Raw genomic sequence first — 14,815 nt, 5'->3', positions numbered from 1 at the left:
CGCCATGCCAGTCACTGCCGCCCTACGCTGTGCGAGCTTCGAAGAGCGCCGCGACAAGGCCATGGCGCTCTTTGCCGAAAAAGGCTTTGGCCAGGTCAGCATGCGCGAGCTGGCGGCCCATGTGGGCTTGACCGCAGGCTCGCTGTATCACCATTTCCCCAGCAAGCAGGACCTTTTATTCGACTTGATCGAGGAGCTCTATGAAGAGCTGCAGGCAACACTCGACCAGGGCCGGCGCGCCCTCGCTCGCGGCCAGGCGGTGCTGCCTTGTTTGATTGCCGCACATTGGCAATTGCACGAGGAGCGCCCCCTGCAGTTTCGTCTGGCCGAGCGCGATTTCTGCTGTTTGAGCGAAGACCAGCAAGCCCGCCTGGCCAGTACGCGGGCCCGCTACGAGAAAGGCTTGCTGCACCTGATCGCGCCACAGGCCCGGCTGCAAGGCCAGGCCTTGGCGGCCACCGGGCATGTGCTGGCCACACTGCTCAACCAACTGCCCGGACTGCTGCGCGGGCGTGAGCTGGACAGCGACCAAGGCCTGGCCTTGATGCAGAGCCTCCTGCTCGGCGCGCTGGAACGTACGCTGGGCTAGACCAGCTGGCCTGGAGTCGAGAGGTGCCAATCAGACACCAATCGGCGCATTGCCGCCTTGGTCAATGCCAGGCGTTGATTGAGCCGCCATTGTTTCACCTGCGCCTGAAGCGCATCGAACTCCTGCCGGGTCCCACCGCGGCTGGACAACTCCTGCTCTTTCTTGCGGTATTCTCGTGGCAGCTTGAGTCTGGACCCATAGGCGTGCTCAAGGTACTTGTTCCAGAAGGACTGGTTGACCATCCACAATGAAAGCGTGTCCTCGTCCTGGTTTCTCAAAATGGTTTCGCGGGCGTTCTCGACGCCTTCGTCAATGTCGCCCACCACGTCTTCGAAACGTATTCGACTGGGATGGCCCGGCAACTGCAGGTCCTTGTACAAGCGAACCCGAAATGCGAGCACCACTTCGACCTCATCCACAGGGCCACGCATGCCTGCGGCAAAACGCCTGGCATACTCCTCCAACGCGTTTTGCCGCCAAAGCTGCCCCCCCAAGCGCAGCAGCCCTGGTTCTGGATCGACTTCGTATTCATCATGCTCGGCGTCCCACGCCAGCTTTCTGTTTTCCAGGTCGACGAAACGCAACAGGGCGTTATCACCACAGTTAGGTTCTTGAGCCAGTGCCAACAAATGCTCGCTCAGCGCTTCGTCTTCCTCCATAGCGCCGAGCAGGGAGAAGATTCGATCGGCCAGGTCGCGTGCGGTTTGGTCTATCGCAAAATCCTTGGACTGCACCAGGCGCTCCAACACCCGAACGAATTCCTCGGATTCGGGATCGCTTACCAATAGATGCCAGCGATGCGCCATTTCGTCCCGGTCCTTGGCATCGATACGATCCAGCCAAAGCAAGCGCGCCGGAACCTTGCCATCATCGGGCCGATACCAGGCACCTACTTGTGTCGCCGAACGGCCGAGTGTCTTGCTTGCAAAACGCACCCTGCCTTTACCCCACAGCGGCGACTCCAGAAGTCCTTCAGGCAACACTTTGAAGTCATTGCCCATCATGTCCAGCTCATACAGTTTTTGGTGCGACTCCACGCCGATGGGCATTGCGTCCAGCTGATCGTCACGCAGTATCAACGTTGTCAGTCTCGGCATTGCTGTGATCGAAAACGGGAGTTTCAGCGGGTTGCGTGACAGATTCAGGTATTCCAATGCCGCGCACTCTTCGATCAGCTCTACCTGCGCGGCATCCAGTCGGATCTTGTTGTCGGACAGGTCGAGAATTCGCAGGAGCTCCCGCTTGCCAGTCATCTGCGGGAACCGTTTCAACTTGCAATGGGTGATTTCCACCGAGACCAGATTCGGAAAAGCATTCAGGAATCCGTCAGGAAGATCTTGGAGCGCCATCGAGCGAAAATCGATTGCGGTGACATGTGGGAAACTTATTGGCTCGGGCAGGTCCGGCAAACTGCTCACATCCAGCCCCCTGCGAGAAAACCTGTAGCGCAACCGATCCTCCAATGGCTTGGGCTGCTCGGGTATCAAGTGGCGCCAGCAGCGGATCAGTTCCTTGCGCAACTTGTAGCGCGAATTGCGCTCATAGTGGAGGAGCCCCTCTCGCTGCCAGTTCGTCAGGGTGGCGCTGAGCAGTTCGTGCTGATCCTCCAGCTGGTTGAGTACATCCTGTAGGTTGTTGCCACGGTCCCGCATGCTTCGCAGCCATTTCTGAATATCACTGTCACTGAAACTGGGGTACAGGTATCGAAGTTTGGCCACCAGAGACCTGGGGCTGCCGAAACCAAAGAGCCGCCGACCACCGCTCAACGGGTAGCCGACCCGGCCATCGTCCAGGCGAAACGGCAGCAGGAAGGAAGGTGTGGGCTGTTCCCGGCTCATCAGCTCGGCCAGCTCCTGACGGCGCGAGGCAACGTCCTTGGCCAGCGTCTCGCGAAGCTGTTGGCCGAACGGTTCGCCAATGTTCATCGCCTCTCGCTGCGCCTGGGTGAATACGTCCGCCAGTACCTCGAATAGCTCGCCGGGCTGGTCAAGCGCATGACCGCGCTCATCGCGCAATACGAACACGCCTTCCTGATGGCTGAGGTGGATGGTCTCGATGGCCTCGTTTGCAGAGCGAGGCGCCAGCAGGCCGTCCCCGTCGGACAGCACCCAGTGCCGGCCCTGCGGCGCACCTGGCAAATTATCGATCAGCTTGATGACGCCACGGGCCATATCGAGCGTCTGCGGCGTGTCGATGAATAGCCCCTCGAATACCCGCGCCACCCGGATACGCATCGCCCGTTGTCGGGCAACCTGGGCCATCGGCAAGGGTACCCGCCCGGTCTGAACCAGCAATTCACGGTCTCCATCGCTCGCCTCGCTCAGGAGCTGCTCGGCAGCAAGCCGATGCAGGCTGGGGAAGTCCCTGCGCAATGCCTGCACCGAAGCATCTTCGCTGACGTTGCTCTTGTCGTAGAGGTTCTGAAACAAGACCCGTCGCTGCTCCCAGACCACCTCCGCCAGGGCTTCGCCCTCCAGCCCGGCTACACCCGGTAGCTCCAGCACCTCTTCGAGCAGCGCCGGGTCGATCACATTCCGGCCTTCCTGCAGGCGATCCTTGACCTCAACGATACGATTGGCCAGCACGAAGCGGTTCACCGTATCGGTCAGTTCTGCCTCGGGTACATTGGCAAAGACATGCACAGCCCGCAGGTGGTCTTCCTCGAGGCCGTGGGCCAGCAGGACTTGCCCAATCTGCTTATCGCTCAGGCTTGCATACGCGACGCCAAGCCTGCGAAACATGCGCTCGGTGCCTCGCCATTCCGCGGGCCGTTCGCTCCACAGCCGCCAGGCACCAGCACCATTGTGTTCGAGCAGTGGGGCATGATTTTCGTAAGGCTCCAGGTACCAATCTTCGCTTTCGGTTTGGTACACCGGGTAGTAATACCCTTCCATTTCGATCCACGATTGCTCGCCCAGGCGGTAGATCCCGCTTTGATCGACAATCGCCTGCGCAGGTGGCGGTTCGCTGACGTAAGGCGCCAGATCCTGGTTCCAGAGTTTTTCGCTGCCATCTTCAAGCATCGCAGGTACCAGCCCGTCCACCAGGACACTGCGCGTCCACAGCGTTCGCGCCGCCGCCACTCCGACAGCCGTGGCCCCCAGCAGGGCCACGTCCTTGCCTACGTTCACCAAATGGTCCAGAGCCGCATTGGTGTCCCCCTCCCGCCAGTCCTTGACCGACTGGAATACCTCGCTGAGCAGCTCCCAGGCCATCACCGCCAACAACGCCGCGCCGATCGCCGGGATGAACAGCCCTGCGAGCGCCAACAGGGCCATCCCTTGCGCATGCCGACGCTCGCTCTTGGCCAACGCGACATCGCCATCGATGCGCGCAACAGGTGTGGCGAACACGGCCGCGTCGTCCTTGATTTGCTGGATGCGCATCGTCGCCAAATGGTCGAACAAGGGCGTCGGGTAGACCTTCATGTGCTGGTCCAACTCCCGCGTGGCCCAGTCCGCCACATCGCCCACCCGCTGTTGGACAGCGGCAAAGAATCCGGCGCGGTCGCGCTGAAGGACGAACCGCTCGAAGAACTGCCGGTAATCGTCCTTGCGCAGGCGCTTGCCCAGAATCTTCCTGGCGAAGCCTTCCAGGTTCTTGGCGACGCACCAGGCACCTAGTCGGTCCCCTGGGATATACACCAGCACCCGCTTGCTGCTGTTGAGCAGCAAGCCTTCGTCGATCACGTCCAACACCACGATCTGCTGAAGGTGACAGTTGAATGCCTTGAGCTGCTTGGCGACCACCGGTGCGCCTTCGAGCCGCCCGAGCTTGCCGTCGGTATACAAGCCGATGATCAGTTCGAGTTCGGCGTCCCTGAGTACACCCTCGGCATGGGCCTTGAAGGCGTCCACCAGCAGGTTTGAGCGGTATTGCGCCTTGAGCAAGGCTTTGCAGCTCTGCATGTCTTTGAGCTCTTTGGCCTCAAGCACTGCTTCAAGATGGCTCTGGTACTGTCCCCCCAAGTCCAGGTCACGGCAGAACGTGGCGAATGCCGGCACCGAGGGTGTCGTGAGCGCGGCCCCCGGCCCATCGACCAGCGTGTTACGCGCATGCTGCCCGCCCTCGGCAGCCTGAGCCTTGCTGAAATTGGACATTGCTGCGCTGAGCAACGACACGTCGAAGTAGTCGCTCGCCGGCGTCGGGTAATGGCTGGTGTAGTAACTGTGCTCGGGGCTCGTGTAGGTGTACCACTGGCGCAGGAAGTGCTGCTTTGCATCCAGACCGGCGTTGAATTTCTCTTGCAGCGCGGTGTTCAGGCGCGTGATGCAGAAGCTGTCGAGGCTTTCAATCTTGCTCCAACACTTGGCCAATTGCCGACGACTCTGCAGGCCGTTGACCAACGCCTCCCGCAGGAGCGTGAAATCAGAAACCCGAACCTTGCCCATCCAATCAGGCAGGCGCTTGGCAATCAGTTGATCCTGGAACTGCTGCGCAATGGCCATCATGTCCATGGCCGTCGATTGCGCGTTGTCACTGACGTTTCCCATACCGCGAATTCCCTCACCGATAAACGAAGCGGTGAGGCTAGAGAGGACGGTACAGGTACACGCGTTAAATAGTTACGTCTGGTGTGTCAACGACTAAAGGCTCACGCCCAACGCCTGCCGCAATCGATCGGCACGTGCATCATCGGCCGCGCCAACCAGGGCAAAATTGTAGGCGCCATGAGACCAGTAGCGCGCTTCGAGCTGCCCCTCAGTCCGTTGCCCGCTGGGCATACGTGCAAAGCGCTCGCTGGGCGAGCGCAGGAACAAGCTGATCCGCTCACCCTTGTTGTCCTGAAACACCAGCAGCGCCGCCGGGCCTTGTTCGTTGCTCAGCAGCCGGGCGCCCACCGGCTGGAACCCGTAGGCGCCAAGGTCCGGCAACTGCCCGACGCGGTCGAAATGGCGCTCGAGCCAGGCCTGCAAGAGCTGTGGGTCGCCGGCCTGGACATCCAGCTTGGTTCCACCTGCGAACAGGCGATGGGCCTGTACGGCGTCGGCCATCGGCAAGATATCGGCCACCAGCGTCGCCTCGCGGGCCTGCCACCCTCCGAAACCTCCCACGCCCAGCGCCAGAAGCAGCAACGCAGCCGATGCCCACTGCCGCTGGCGACGCTGACGCAAGCGCCGCTTTAACTGCCCAAGATCCAGGTCGGTCGTGGTGGTGGCCTGCCCGAATCCGGCCAGGGCCGCGCGCAGGCGCCGGGCGTCGTTGCGCCAGGCCTCCACCTGCGCCGCCTCCTGCGGATTGGCTGCCAGCCAGGCGTGCACCTGGGCTCTGCGCACCGGGTCGAGCCGGTCATCGATGTAGGCATGCAGCTCATGTTCGGTGGGGATCAACGGGGTCATTTCAGTCTCCGCAAGGCTGGGGGCGTCGGGTCGCCCTCGGTCAGGTCGCGCAGGGCGGCTCGGGCGCGTGACAGGCGCGACATGACCGTACCGATGGGGATGCCCAGGGCTTGGGCGGCCTCTTTGTAGCTCAACCCTTCGACGCTCACCAGCAACAGTAAGGCGCGCTGTTCCGTGGACAGCCGGGCGAAGGCCGCAAGGTCGGCATGGGCCATGACGATGCGCTCGGTTTCGCCGCCCAGCGCTTCTTCCTGGCCACGGCCGAACCAGGCCAGCCAGCGGGCATGCAGGCGCTCGCGGCGCTTGCCGTCGAGAAACAGGCGATAAAGGATGGTGAACAGCCAGGCGCGCAGGCTGTCGGCGTCACGCTGCTGCCCGCTGCGGCGCAAGGCGCGCTCGATGGTAGCCTGGACCAGATCGTCGGCGCTGCCAGACTCACGGCACAGCCACAACGCGAAGCGGCGCAGCCGCTGCAGCAGTTCGCGCCATTGTTGTTCATCCAGGTCGTGCATGGTCAGGTCCCGGGCCCTTTGATGGTCAGTCTAAGGGGGCAGACGCACTGGCACGACATTTATTCCCATAGCGGGAATAAATCTCTGGCCGGCCCGTCGTACCGGCTCATTCACTGCGTGGAACCTGACCATGACCACTTCTCTGCACGGCCCGGCCAAGGCCTTGCGCCTGGCGGCCATCGGCGCGGCCCTGCTGGCCGTGGGCGCCGGCTTTGCCTATGCCGCCGGCTGGATCGGTGCCCCGGCGCTGACGCCCCAACGCATCATCGACACCTTCGAAGCCCAGGCCGGCCATTACCCCGGCTATCGCAAGAACCACGCCAAAGGCCTGTGCGTGAGCGGCTACTTCCAGAGCAGCGGACTGGCCGAGCCGTTGTCCAGTGCGCGGGTGTTCAGCCAGCCCCGCGTGCCAGTCGTTGGCCGCTTCGCCATCGGTGGCGCCAACCCGTTCGCCCCGGACACCAGCATTCCGGTACGCAGCCTGGCGCTGCAATTCAGCACCGATGACGGGCAGATCTGGCGGACCGGCATGAACAATCCGCCTGTGCTGGCAATCGGCACGCCGCAAGCGTTCTACGAGCAAGTCCTGGCCATGGCGCCAACCCCTGCCACCGGCAAGCCCGACCCTGCAAAGATGCAGGCCTTCTTCGCGGCCCACCCCGAAAGCGCGGCCTTCCGTCAATGGGCCGCCACCTACAAACCCAGCGACAGCTTCGCCAGCACCCAATACCACAGCATCAATGCCTTCCTGCTCAAGGATCGCGGCGGCATCAGCCATCCGGTGCGCTGGCAGCTGGAACCGCAAACCCCGTTCGTAGCGCTGCCGACGCAAATCGATGACAAGCAGTTCCTGCAGCACGACCTGCAGCGACGCCTGGCGCAAGGCCCGCTGCGCTGGACGCTGCGCCTGGTGCTTGCCGAACCCGGCGACCCAGTGGATGACGCCTCTCGCCCCTGGCCGGCCGAGCGGCGCAGCATCGAGGCCGGCACCCTGGTCGTCGAACAGGTCGATGCGCCCGAACAAGGCGCGTGCCGTGACATCAACTTCGACCCGCTGATCCTGCCCAAGGGCATCGAGCCCTCCGCCGACCCGATCCTGGCCGCTCGTTCGGCCGCGTACTCGGAGTCTTTCAACCGCCGCAGCCGCGAGTCTCTCGCTACCGGAGCACGCCCATGACCGTCACCGTCTTCCATCCCCTCGCCCGACTCGTGCATTGGCTGATGGCCGTGCTGATCCTGGCGATGCTGTTCATCGGCGTGAGCATGGTCGGCGACCTGTCGCCACGCCATCCGCTGCTGGTCGAGTTGCACAAGGCCACGGGGCTGACCTTGCTGGTGTTGGTGGTGCTGCGCATCGCCCTGCGCCTGACCCTACCTCACCCACCGCTGCCCAGGGACATTCCGCCCGTTCAGCGCCTGGCCGCCGGTGCTTCCCACCTGCTGCTGTATGGCCTGATGCTAGCCATGCCGCTGCTTGGCTGGGCCATGCTCTCGGCCGGCGACTACCCGCGCCCACTGCAACTGCCGGCCATCGCCCCCCATGACCTGCAGCTGTACGCGGTGTTGCGCCAGGCTCACGGCTGGGCTGGCTACCTGTTATTCGCCACCATCCTGGTGCACCTGGGCGCTGCGTTGATGCACGCTTGGGTGCGTCGGGACGGCGTATTGCGTAGCATGTGGCCTGGCCCAGTGCGCCGCAGCGAATGAGCGCTGTGGGCCAGTTTGGCCCCTGACCTCCAACCGACTGGACTGCCCATGACCGCTGCAAAGGACCCTGCTGCCCTGATTCCCCCTGCGACCTTGGATCTGCGCCCGCTGCTGCTGATCAGCGGCGCGTGCACCCTGTCGATGATGGCGTTCGTGGCACTGATCGGCCCGATCGCCCGCCAGCTGGGCATGGCTACCTGGCAGGCAGGTGCAGCGGTGACCGTGGCAGGGGTGGTCTGGGTACTGCTGGCCCGGCCTTGGGGGCGCGCCGCCGACCGCTATGGCCGCAGACGCATCCTGTTGCTGGGCAGCGCGGGGTTCACGCTTTCGTATTGGTCGCTGTGCCTGTTCATCGACGGTGCACTGCGCTGGATGCCTGGGGCGACCCTGGCCTTCACCGGCCTGATGCTCACTCGCGGTCTGATCGGTGCGTTCTATGCAGCACTACCGGTAGGGGCCAACGCCCTGATCGCCGACCATGTCGAACCCCAACGCCGGGCGCGGGCCATGGCTTCGCTGGGCGCAGCCAACGCCGTCGGCCTGGTCCTGGGGCCGGCCTTGGCCGCCTTGCTGGCTCGCCACAGCCTGAGCATGCCGTTCTATGTCATGTCGCTGTTGCCGGCGAGCGCTTTCTTCGTGCTGCTGTTCAAACTCAAACCACAACCCTTGGCACATGGCCATGCGCCTAGCCCGGTGCGGCTGCGCGATCCGCGCCTGCGTCGCCCGTTGCTGGTGGCCTTCAGCGCCATGTTCAGCGTGACGGTCTCGCAGATCACCGTGGGCTTCTTTGCCCTCGACCGCCTGCACCTGGCCGCGGTCGAGGCTGCCCAGGCCGCGGGCATCGCCCTCACCTGCGTAGGTGTCGCGCTGATACTGGCCCAGGTACTGCTGCGCAAGCTCGAGTGGCCGCCGCTGAAGATGATCCGCGTGGGCGCCACAGTCTCGGCATTGGGGTTTGCCAGCGCCGCCCTGGCGAACACCGCGCCTTGGCTGTGGGGGGCATTCTTCGTGGCAGCCGCTGGCATGGGGTTTGTCTTCCCGGCGTTTTCGGCACTGGCGGCCAACGCCATGCATGCCACCGAACAAGGCGCCACCGCAGGTTCCATCGGCGCGGCCCAGGGCATGGGCGCAGTGCTCGGTCCGCTGGCCGGCACGCTGGTCTATGCGGTCGATCCAGCCCTGCCCTTCGCGGCGGTCGCTGTGCTGTTGCTGCTGGTCGGGCTATGGCCGACACCCGCCGATAAACGTCACTGACAAGCACAGCGCGTTGCTGTCCAGAGTGTGCTTTAATGCGTCGCCCATTATTTTTGACACCTCTCTATCTAACAAGGCGGCTATGGACACGGGGACACGACTCAAACTGGTGCGTGAACGCAACAACCTCTCCCAGCGGGAGCTGGCCCGCCGTAGCGGCCTGACCAACTCGACGATCTCGCAGATCGAGCAGAATCGCGTCAGCCCGTCGGTCAGCTCCCTTAAAAAGCTGCTCGAAGGCATCCCCATGTCCCTGGCGGAATTCTTCAGCTTCGATGAGCCGGTGCGCGAAGAGCGCTATGTGTTCCGCGGCGGCGAGCAACCCGACCTGGGCCGCAATGGCCTGCGCATGCTGTTGGTCGGCGCCAGCGTCCCCGGCCGGCAAATGCGCATGCTGCGCGAGCTCTACGCACCGGGCGCCGATTCGGGCGAACCGATCGTGCACTCCGAAGGCGAAGAATGTGGCCTGGTCACCCGTGGCACCATCGAGCTGTGGGTCGATGGCCAGGTAAGTGTCCTCAATGCAGGCGATGGCTACTACATCCCCACCACCCTGCCGCACAGTTTCAAGAACATCGGCCCGGACGAGGCCGAGATCATCAGCGCCAACACCCCGGCCAACTTCTGATCCGCCGTGCTGCCGCCCAACAGCCGAGAAGCCTGCCAACGCCTGCGTGACGCCGCTTTGGGTATCCATGCGCTGCAGGTGTTGGCCCGCACACCCGAGGGGCAGGTCGATGTACGCATCGACGGCTGGCAGCTGCGCTTGCTGCTGGACGCCGATGGCCTGGTCCAGTGCAGCCATTGCCGCACACCCGACGGCCATGAAGCCGGCCTGCAAGATTGGCACCGCTATGGCACCAACCCCACCGATCTGCTGAGTATCTGGGAGCGTGGCCGCATCGAGCAGCTCCTGGCCACGGGAATCTCTGAATGAAGCGCATCAGCCTGTTGCTCGGCCTGGCGCTCGCCTTGCCGGCCCTGGCCGAAAACACTTGCCCGCCTGGGCAGTACCAGGTGTGCCTGATGGGCTGTTTCTGCGCACCGATCGACCCAGGCCAGGCCGGCCAGGTACTCAAGGACGTCGAACTCATGGCCTCCGGTAGCCTGGCCTTCGCTCTGCGCCAAGCTCGCGACGAAGCCACCGCCAACGGCACCGAGCCGATTCCCCTGCACATCCGCGCCCAACTCGAGCCCTGGTATGACTTTGCCGTGCTCGATGCAGCGCGTTATCGGGTGGGAGACGAGCAGCAGGTCAGCGCGGCCAATGCCCTGCTGCAAAACCCGGACGTGAACGCGGTGACCCTGATCGACACGATCATCTTCCGCCACGCCCAAGACGCCGAGGACAACGTGGCGCTCTGGGCTCATGAACTCAAGCATGTGCAGCAGTACCAGGACCTGGGGGTGGAGGAATTTGCCCGGCGGTACACCCGCAACTACGAGGACCTGGAAGGGCCGGCCTACAAGATCGAGGCCGAGGTTGCCAAGGCACTGCGACAAAAACAGTCAGGGCAGGCGCGTTGAACATACCTGCCGTCTCAGCAGGTCACTTCATCTGCCAAGAGTGTTCCACGCCGTTAAGCACTTTTTTGTCGAATGCGAGCATTGTCCCACTGGTGCAGCCACCTACCTTGGGCCTCCCCATACCACCATCGGCTTTTTCAAGTTAACTATCCGTAATTTCTTACAGATCAAACGCATAACGCCTTGTATTTTTCGCGCCCTGAAAATACTAAGGGACATTCGATATGCTCGTACTTCTCAATCATTCAAGCGCCTTCAGATAAGTAGAACTCCGCTGCTTTGCTGAAAAGGCCGCTTACTTCATTTCTGTTGCCAACTTCAACTTACCGCCCCCTTTGTGCGGGGTAACCAGGTATTTAGGCACGCCTGAATGAAATATGGGTTCCACGGCCTTTTCGTAGCGAAGTTACGTAACTCTTGCCCACGTGACTTTCATGAAAAACCAACCTATTTATTCCGGTACCTCTTTGGGCATCCGCTGGATGGCCTGGCTCAACATCGGCGTCCAGGCGGTCCTTCCGTTGACCCTGGCATTGGCCACGCCTTCAGCCAGTGCCGCCCCCACCACTGAACCGGCCAAGCGATCACCCGCGCCTTCCCGTCTTCACACCTTCGCCATGGGTGATACCCTGGCCTCGATCGCCACCCAATATGCCACCACCATCGCCACCCTGCGCAGCCTCAACCCCGGCCGCGACCTCGATACCCTCAAGCCCGGCGATCGCTTGGTCGTACCCTCGACCGCCGCGCACCCGCTGCCGAAGCTGAACTCGCCCGACCCGCAGGCCTCCACCGACGCCCAGGACGAACAGGCCCGCGAGCTCGCCGCCATGGCCAGCGGCACCGGCAACTTCCTCAGCAACAACCCTGACAGCGACGCCGCTGCCGCCATGGCGCGCGGTCTGGCCACCCGCGAGGCCAGCAGCCAGGCTCAGCAGTGGCTCAGCCGCTTCGGCACCGCCCGGGTGCAGATCGATGTGGACGACAAGTTCTCGCTGAAAAACTCCCAGGTCGAACTGCTCGCCCCGCTGCACGACACCCCCGAGCAGTTGCTGTTCACCCAGGGCAGCGTCCACCGCAAGGACGACCGTCAGCAGACCACCCTGGGCCTGGGCGTGCGCCGTTTCAACGACGGCTACATGCTCGGCGCCAATAGCTTTTTGGACTACGACCTGTCCCGCCAACACGCCCGTCTGGGCCTGGGGGTCGAGTACTGGCGCGACTTTCTCAAAGTCAACGCCAACAGCTACACCCGTCTGACCGGCTGGAAGGATTCGCCCGACGTCGAGGACTACCAGGAACGCCCGGCCAACGGCTGGGACCTGCGCACCGAGGCCTGGCTGCCGTCGATGCCGCAGCTCGGCGGCAAGCTCAGCTACGAGCAGTATTACGGCGATGAAGTCGGCCTGTTCGGCAAGGACAACCGCAAGAAAGACCCCAGCGCCGTCACCGTCGGTCTCACCTACACGCCCATCCCTTTGCTGACCCTCAGCGCCGACCAGCGCAAGGGCAACGGCGGCAACGAGACCACCGTCGGTGCCGAGTTCAGCTACCAGATCGGCGAGCCCTGGGCCAAGCAGGTCGACCCCGCCGGCGTCGGCGCCCTGCGCACCCTGGCTGGCAGCCGTTACGACCTGGTCGAACGCAACAACCACATCGTCCTCGAGTACCGCAAGAAGCAGGTCATCCAAATGGCCGCCGCCGCCCACGTCAGCGGCCAGGGCGGCGAGACCAAATCCCTGAGCGTGTGGGTCAACAGCAAGTACCCGCTGTCGCACATCGACTGGACAGCCCCGGCGCTGCTGCAGGCCGGCGGCCGGCTCGTGCACGACGGCGGCCCCCACTACAGCGTGCTGCTGCCCGACTACCAAACCCAGCAAACCAACGTCTACACCCTCCACGGCGTGGCCGTGGACAGCAAAGGCAACCGCTCCGGGCGCAGCGAGACCCGCGTGACCGTCAACGCCCCCGCGGTCAGCGCGCGCCACTCGACCTTCACCCCTGCCCATACCGTGCTGCCGGCCGATGGCAAGACTCAGCAAACCCTGACCCTCGCCATCCGCGACGAGCAGCAGCAGCCGGTGGACATCGCCTTGGCGGATATCAAGATCACCAGCGACCACGTACGCGCAGGCAAGCACGGGGACGACATCAAGGTCTCGGATCCAACACGCACCTCGCCTGGCGTATACGAGATCCGGGTCACTGCCAGCAAGACCGAGCAGACAGTCACCCTGACACCGACGGTTCAGGGCACGGCACTGGCGCAAGCCTTGGTTTCCACAACGAGCGTGCTACCGAACCCAGGCAGCTCTCGATTCTCGGCAAGTCGGCGCACCATTGCAGCTGATAACAAGGCCACCACCACCTTGGCCTTTGACGCCAGGGATGCGAATGGCCTGCCACTCGAGGGCATCGGCAAACACTTGGCGTTCGTGGTGAATGGCGCCAGTGGCAATGTCTCGCCACCGGATGTCACCGTTGAAGCCATCGTGGAAAGCGCAGGCACTTATACCGCGAAGCTGCGCGGCCTCCTGGCAGGCCATTACACCGTTTCGCCTCATTTTGACGGTAAGCCCGTCGGTACCCTGAAAGCCAGCGTGGAATTACAGGCACTGCCGCCCGCGGAGCTCAACTCAGCGTTCAAGGTTATGCCACCGTCCATCGACGCAGATGGCTTCGACTCAACAACCTTGACGTTCATAGCAAGGAATGCCGACAACAAGCCCGTGAGCGGCCTGGCCAACCTACTCGTTTTCAACGTGACCGATGACAGCGGCAAACAGCCTGAACCCGGCAAGATCACCGTGACGGCTATTCAAGAAAAAGGCACGACAGGGGAATACAGCGCCACGCTGCGTGGTACTCAAGCTGGGGACTTTACGCTCACACCTGAAGTCGACGGTGACGTCATGGACTCACTGGCAAAATCAGTGGAGCTGAAGGTCTTACCGCCTGCGGCAGGAAGCTCCCGGCTCGTGCTAAGCAAGACCGATATCCTGGCAGATGGCGTGGACGAGGCGAAAGCATCGTTCATTGTCAAGAACTCGCTTGGGCAGCCAATCAGTGGCATTGTCGACCAAGTGTCATTTACCGTGACCGACTCAAAGGGCAATCCTGCGTCGGATGTTGAATTGAGCCGTATCGTCGAAGTTGGAAACACAGGGGTGTACGAGGCTACATTGAGCGGCTCGCAACCCGATCTTTACACCATGACGCCCAAGATCGATAACGAACCTTTGGGAGCGGATGCGCGCCTGTCCCTGATGAGTACTCACATCACCGAACTCCACAGTTACTCGTATCCTGGTAAATATTCACACGCTGTCGATAGCGGGTTCCCCACGACGGCTTACGATCGCGTAGGGTTTTCCGCAACACTTGCAAACGGCGCCCATTCCAAAGATTACAACTGGTCATCCAGTGTCAGCTGGTTGACCCATCGCTCCTCCGGCCTTTTTATATTTTCCACTCCGCCTGATGATGCTTCAGGCGAAATCACCATTACGGGAACCCGCAAGGGCAGCCACGTCTCACACAGCTACACCTTCAGGATAAAAAAATGGTTTTATATCGATAACTCATTATCAAGGAATTGGGCTGCCGCGATGAACAGGTGTTCCGCTCTTGGACTTCAGCCAGTGTCCAAGGCCGACGCCACAAAAGGAGAAGGCGTAATAGGAGTCGGTACCCCAGCTTCAGAGTACGGCTTCGTGGGCTATTCTTTTCTGGCCAACTCTACGTGGCTGTCCGACCCCGCTGGCGCAGGCCACTATCTGCGCCTGCTTCTCATGGACGGGGCAACCGAGGTGGCACCTGAAGGCTCAGTCGATGGCAAAGCAATTTGCTACAGAACCTTAAAGTAACAAACGACCGAGCCCGGTTAC

The 14,815-nt window shown here is 62.6% G+C and carries 11 protein-coding genes; 8 read left to right on the top strand and 3 right to left on the bottom strand.

What is annotated here, in order from left to right; all coding sequences use genetic code 11:
- Nucleotides 1–4: 4 nt before the first annotated feature.
- On the top strand, nucleotides 5–589 hold the full coding sequence (locus tag AB1N67_RS10100; protein WP_090342144.1) for a TetR/AcrR family transcriptional regulator: 585 nt from the start codon (nucleotides 5–7) through the stop codon (nucleotides 587–589).
- On the opposite strand, the gene AB1N67_RS10095 is transcribed toward AB1N67_RS10100, so the two are convergent.
- From AB1N67_RS10095 to AB1N67_RS10085, 3 genes are all read right to left on the bottom strand, one after another.
- Nucleotides 586–5,082 (bottom strand): NEL-type E3 ubiquitin ligase domain-containing protein, encoded by a 4,497-nt coding sequence (locus tag AB1N67_RS10095; RefSeq protein ID WP_367863770.1) that lies wholly within the window; start codon nucleotides 5,080–5,082, stop codon nucleotides 586–588. The two genes, AB1N67_RS10100 and AB1N67_RS10095, sit on opposite strands and share 4 nt — an antisense overlap.
- 93 nt (nucleotides 5,083–5,175) lie before the next feature.
- Complete coding sequence (locus AB1N67_RS10090; RefSeq protein WP_043214757.1) at nucleotides 5,176–5,928, bottom strand: anti-sigma factor; 753 nt, start codon at nucleotides 5,926–5,928, stop codon at nucleotides 5,176–5,178.
- Entirely contained in the window at nucleotides 5,925–6,440 is a 516-nt protein-coding gene (locus tag AB1N67_RS10085; protein ID WP_043214755.1) for a sigma-70 family RNA polymerase sigma factor, read from the bottom strand. The genes AB1N67_RS10090 and AB1N67_RS10085 overlap by 4 nt, the downstream gene beginning before the upstream one ends.
- A 124-nt stretch (nucleotides 6,441–6,564) precedes the next feature.
- Here AB1N67_RS10085 and AB1N67_RS10080 point away from each other — a divergent pair, with 124 nt between their 5' ends.
- The 7 genes from AB1N67_RS10080 (at nucleotide 6,565) to AB1N67_RS10050 (ending at nucleotide 14,794) form a co-directional block, all read left to right on the top strand.
- Nucleotides 6,565–7,617: a catalase family peroxidase gene (locus tag AB1N67_RS10080; protein WP_090342137.1), complete on the top strand. Its 1,053-nt coding sequence runs from the start codon at nucleotides 6,565–6,567 to the stop codon at nucleotides 7,615–7,617.
- Entirely contained in the window at nucleotides 7,614–8,147 is a 534-nt protein-coding gene (locus tag AB1N67_RS10075) for a cytochrome b (protein ID WP_043214752.1), read from the top strand. The genes AB1N67_RS10080 and AB1N67_RS10075 overlap by 4 nt, the downstream gene beginning before the upstream one ends.
- A 48-nt stretch (nucleotides 8,148–8,195) precedes the next feature.
- On the top strand, nucleotides 8,196–9,401 hold the full coding sequence (locus AB1N67_RS10070) for an MFS transporter (protein WP_182818753.1): 1,206 nt from the start codon (nucleotides 8,196–8,198) through the stop codon (nucleotides 9,399–9,401).
- An 82-nt stretch (nucleotides 9,402–9,483) separates the two neighbouring features.
- Complete coding sequence (locus AB1N67_RS10065; RefSeq protein WP_043214747.1) at nucleotides 9,484–10,029, top strand: cupin domain-containing protein; 546 nt, start codon at nucleotides 9,484–9,486, stop codon at nucleotides 10,027–10,029.
- 6 nt (nucleotides 10,030–10,035) lie between these two features.
- Entirely contained in the window at nucleotides 10,036–10,338 is a 303-nt protein-coding gene (locus tag AB1N67_RS10060; protein ID WP_324724601.1) for a hypothetical protein, read from the top strand.
- Entirely contained in the window at nucleotides 10,335–10,928 is a 594-nt protein-coding gene (locus AB1N67_RS10055; protein WP_090342131.1) for a DUF4157 domain-containing protein, read from the top strand. The genes AB1N67_RS10060 and AB1N67_RS10055 overlap by 4 nt, the downstream gene beginning before the upstream one ends.
- A 434-nt stretch (nucleotides 10,929–11,362) precedes the next feature.
- Nucleotides 11,363–14,794, top strand: a complete 3,432-nt coding sequence (locus AB1N67_RS10050; protein WP_367863769.1) for an inverse autotransporter beta domain-containing protein — start codon at nucleotides 11,363–11,365, stop codon at nucleotides 14,792–14,794.
- Nucleotides 14,795–14,815 lie beyond the last annotated feature (21 nt).

Source organism: Pseudomonas guariconensis (assembly GCF_040822035.1).
Classification (GTDB): Bacteria; Pseudomonadota; Gammaproteobacteria; order Pseudomonadales; family Pseudomonadaceae; genus Aquipseudomonas; species Aquipseudomonas guariconensis.
The sequence above is the reverse complement of the archived record's forward strand: the minus strand, read 5'-3'. Positions and strand labels throughout refer to the sequence as shown.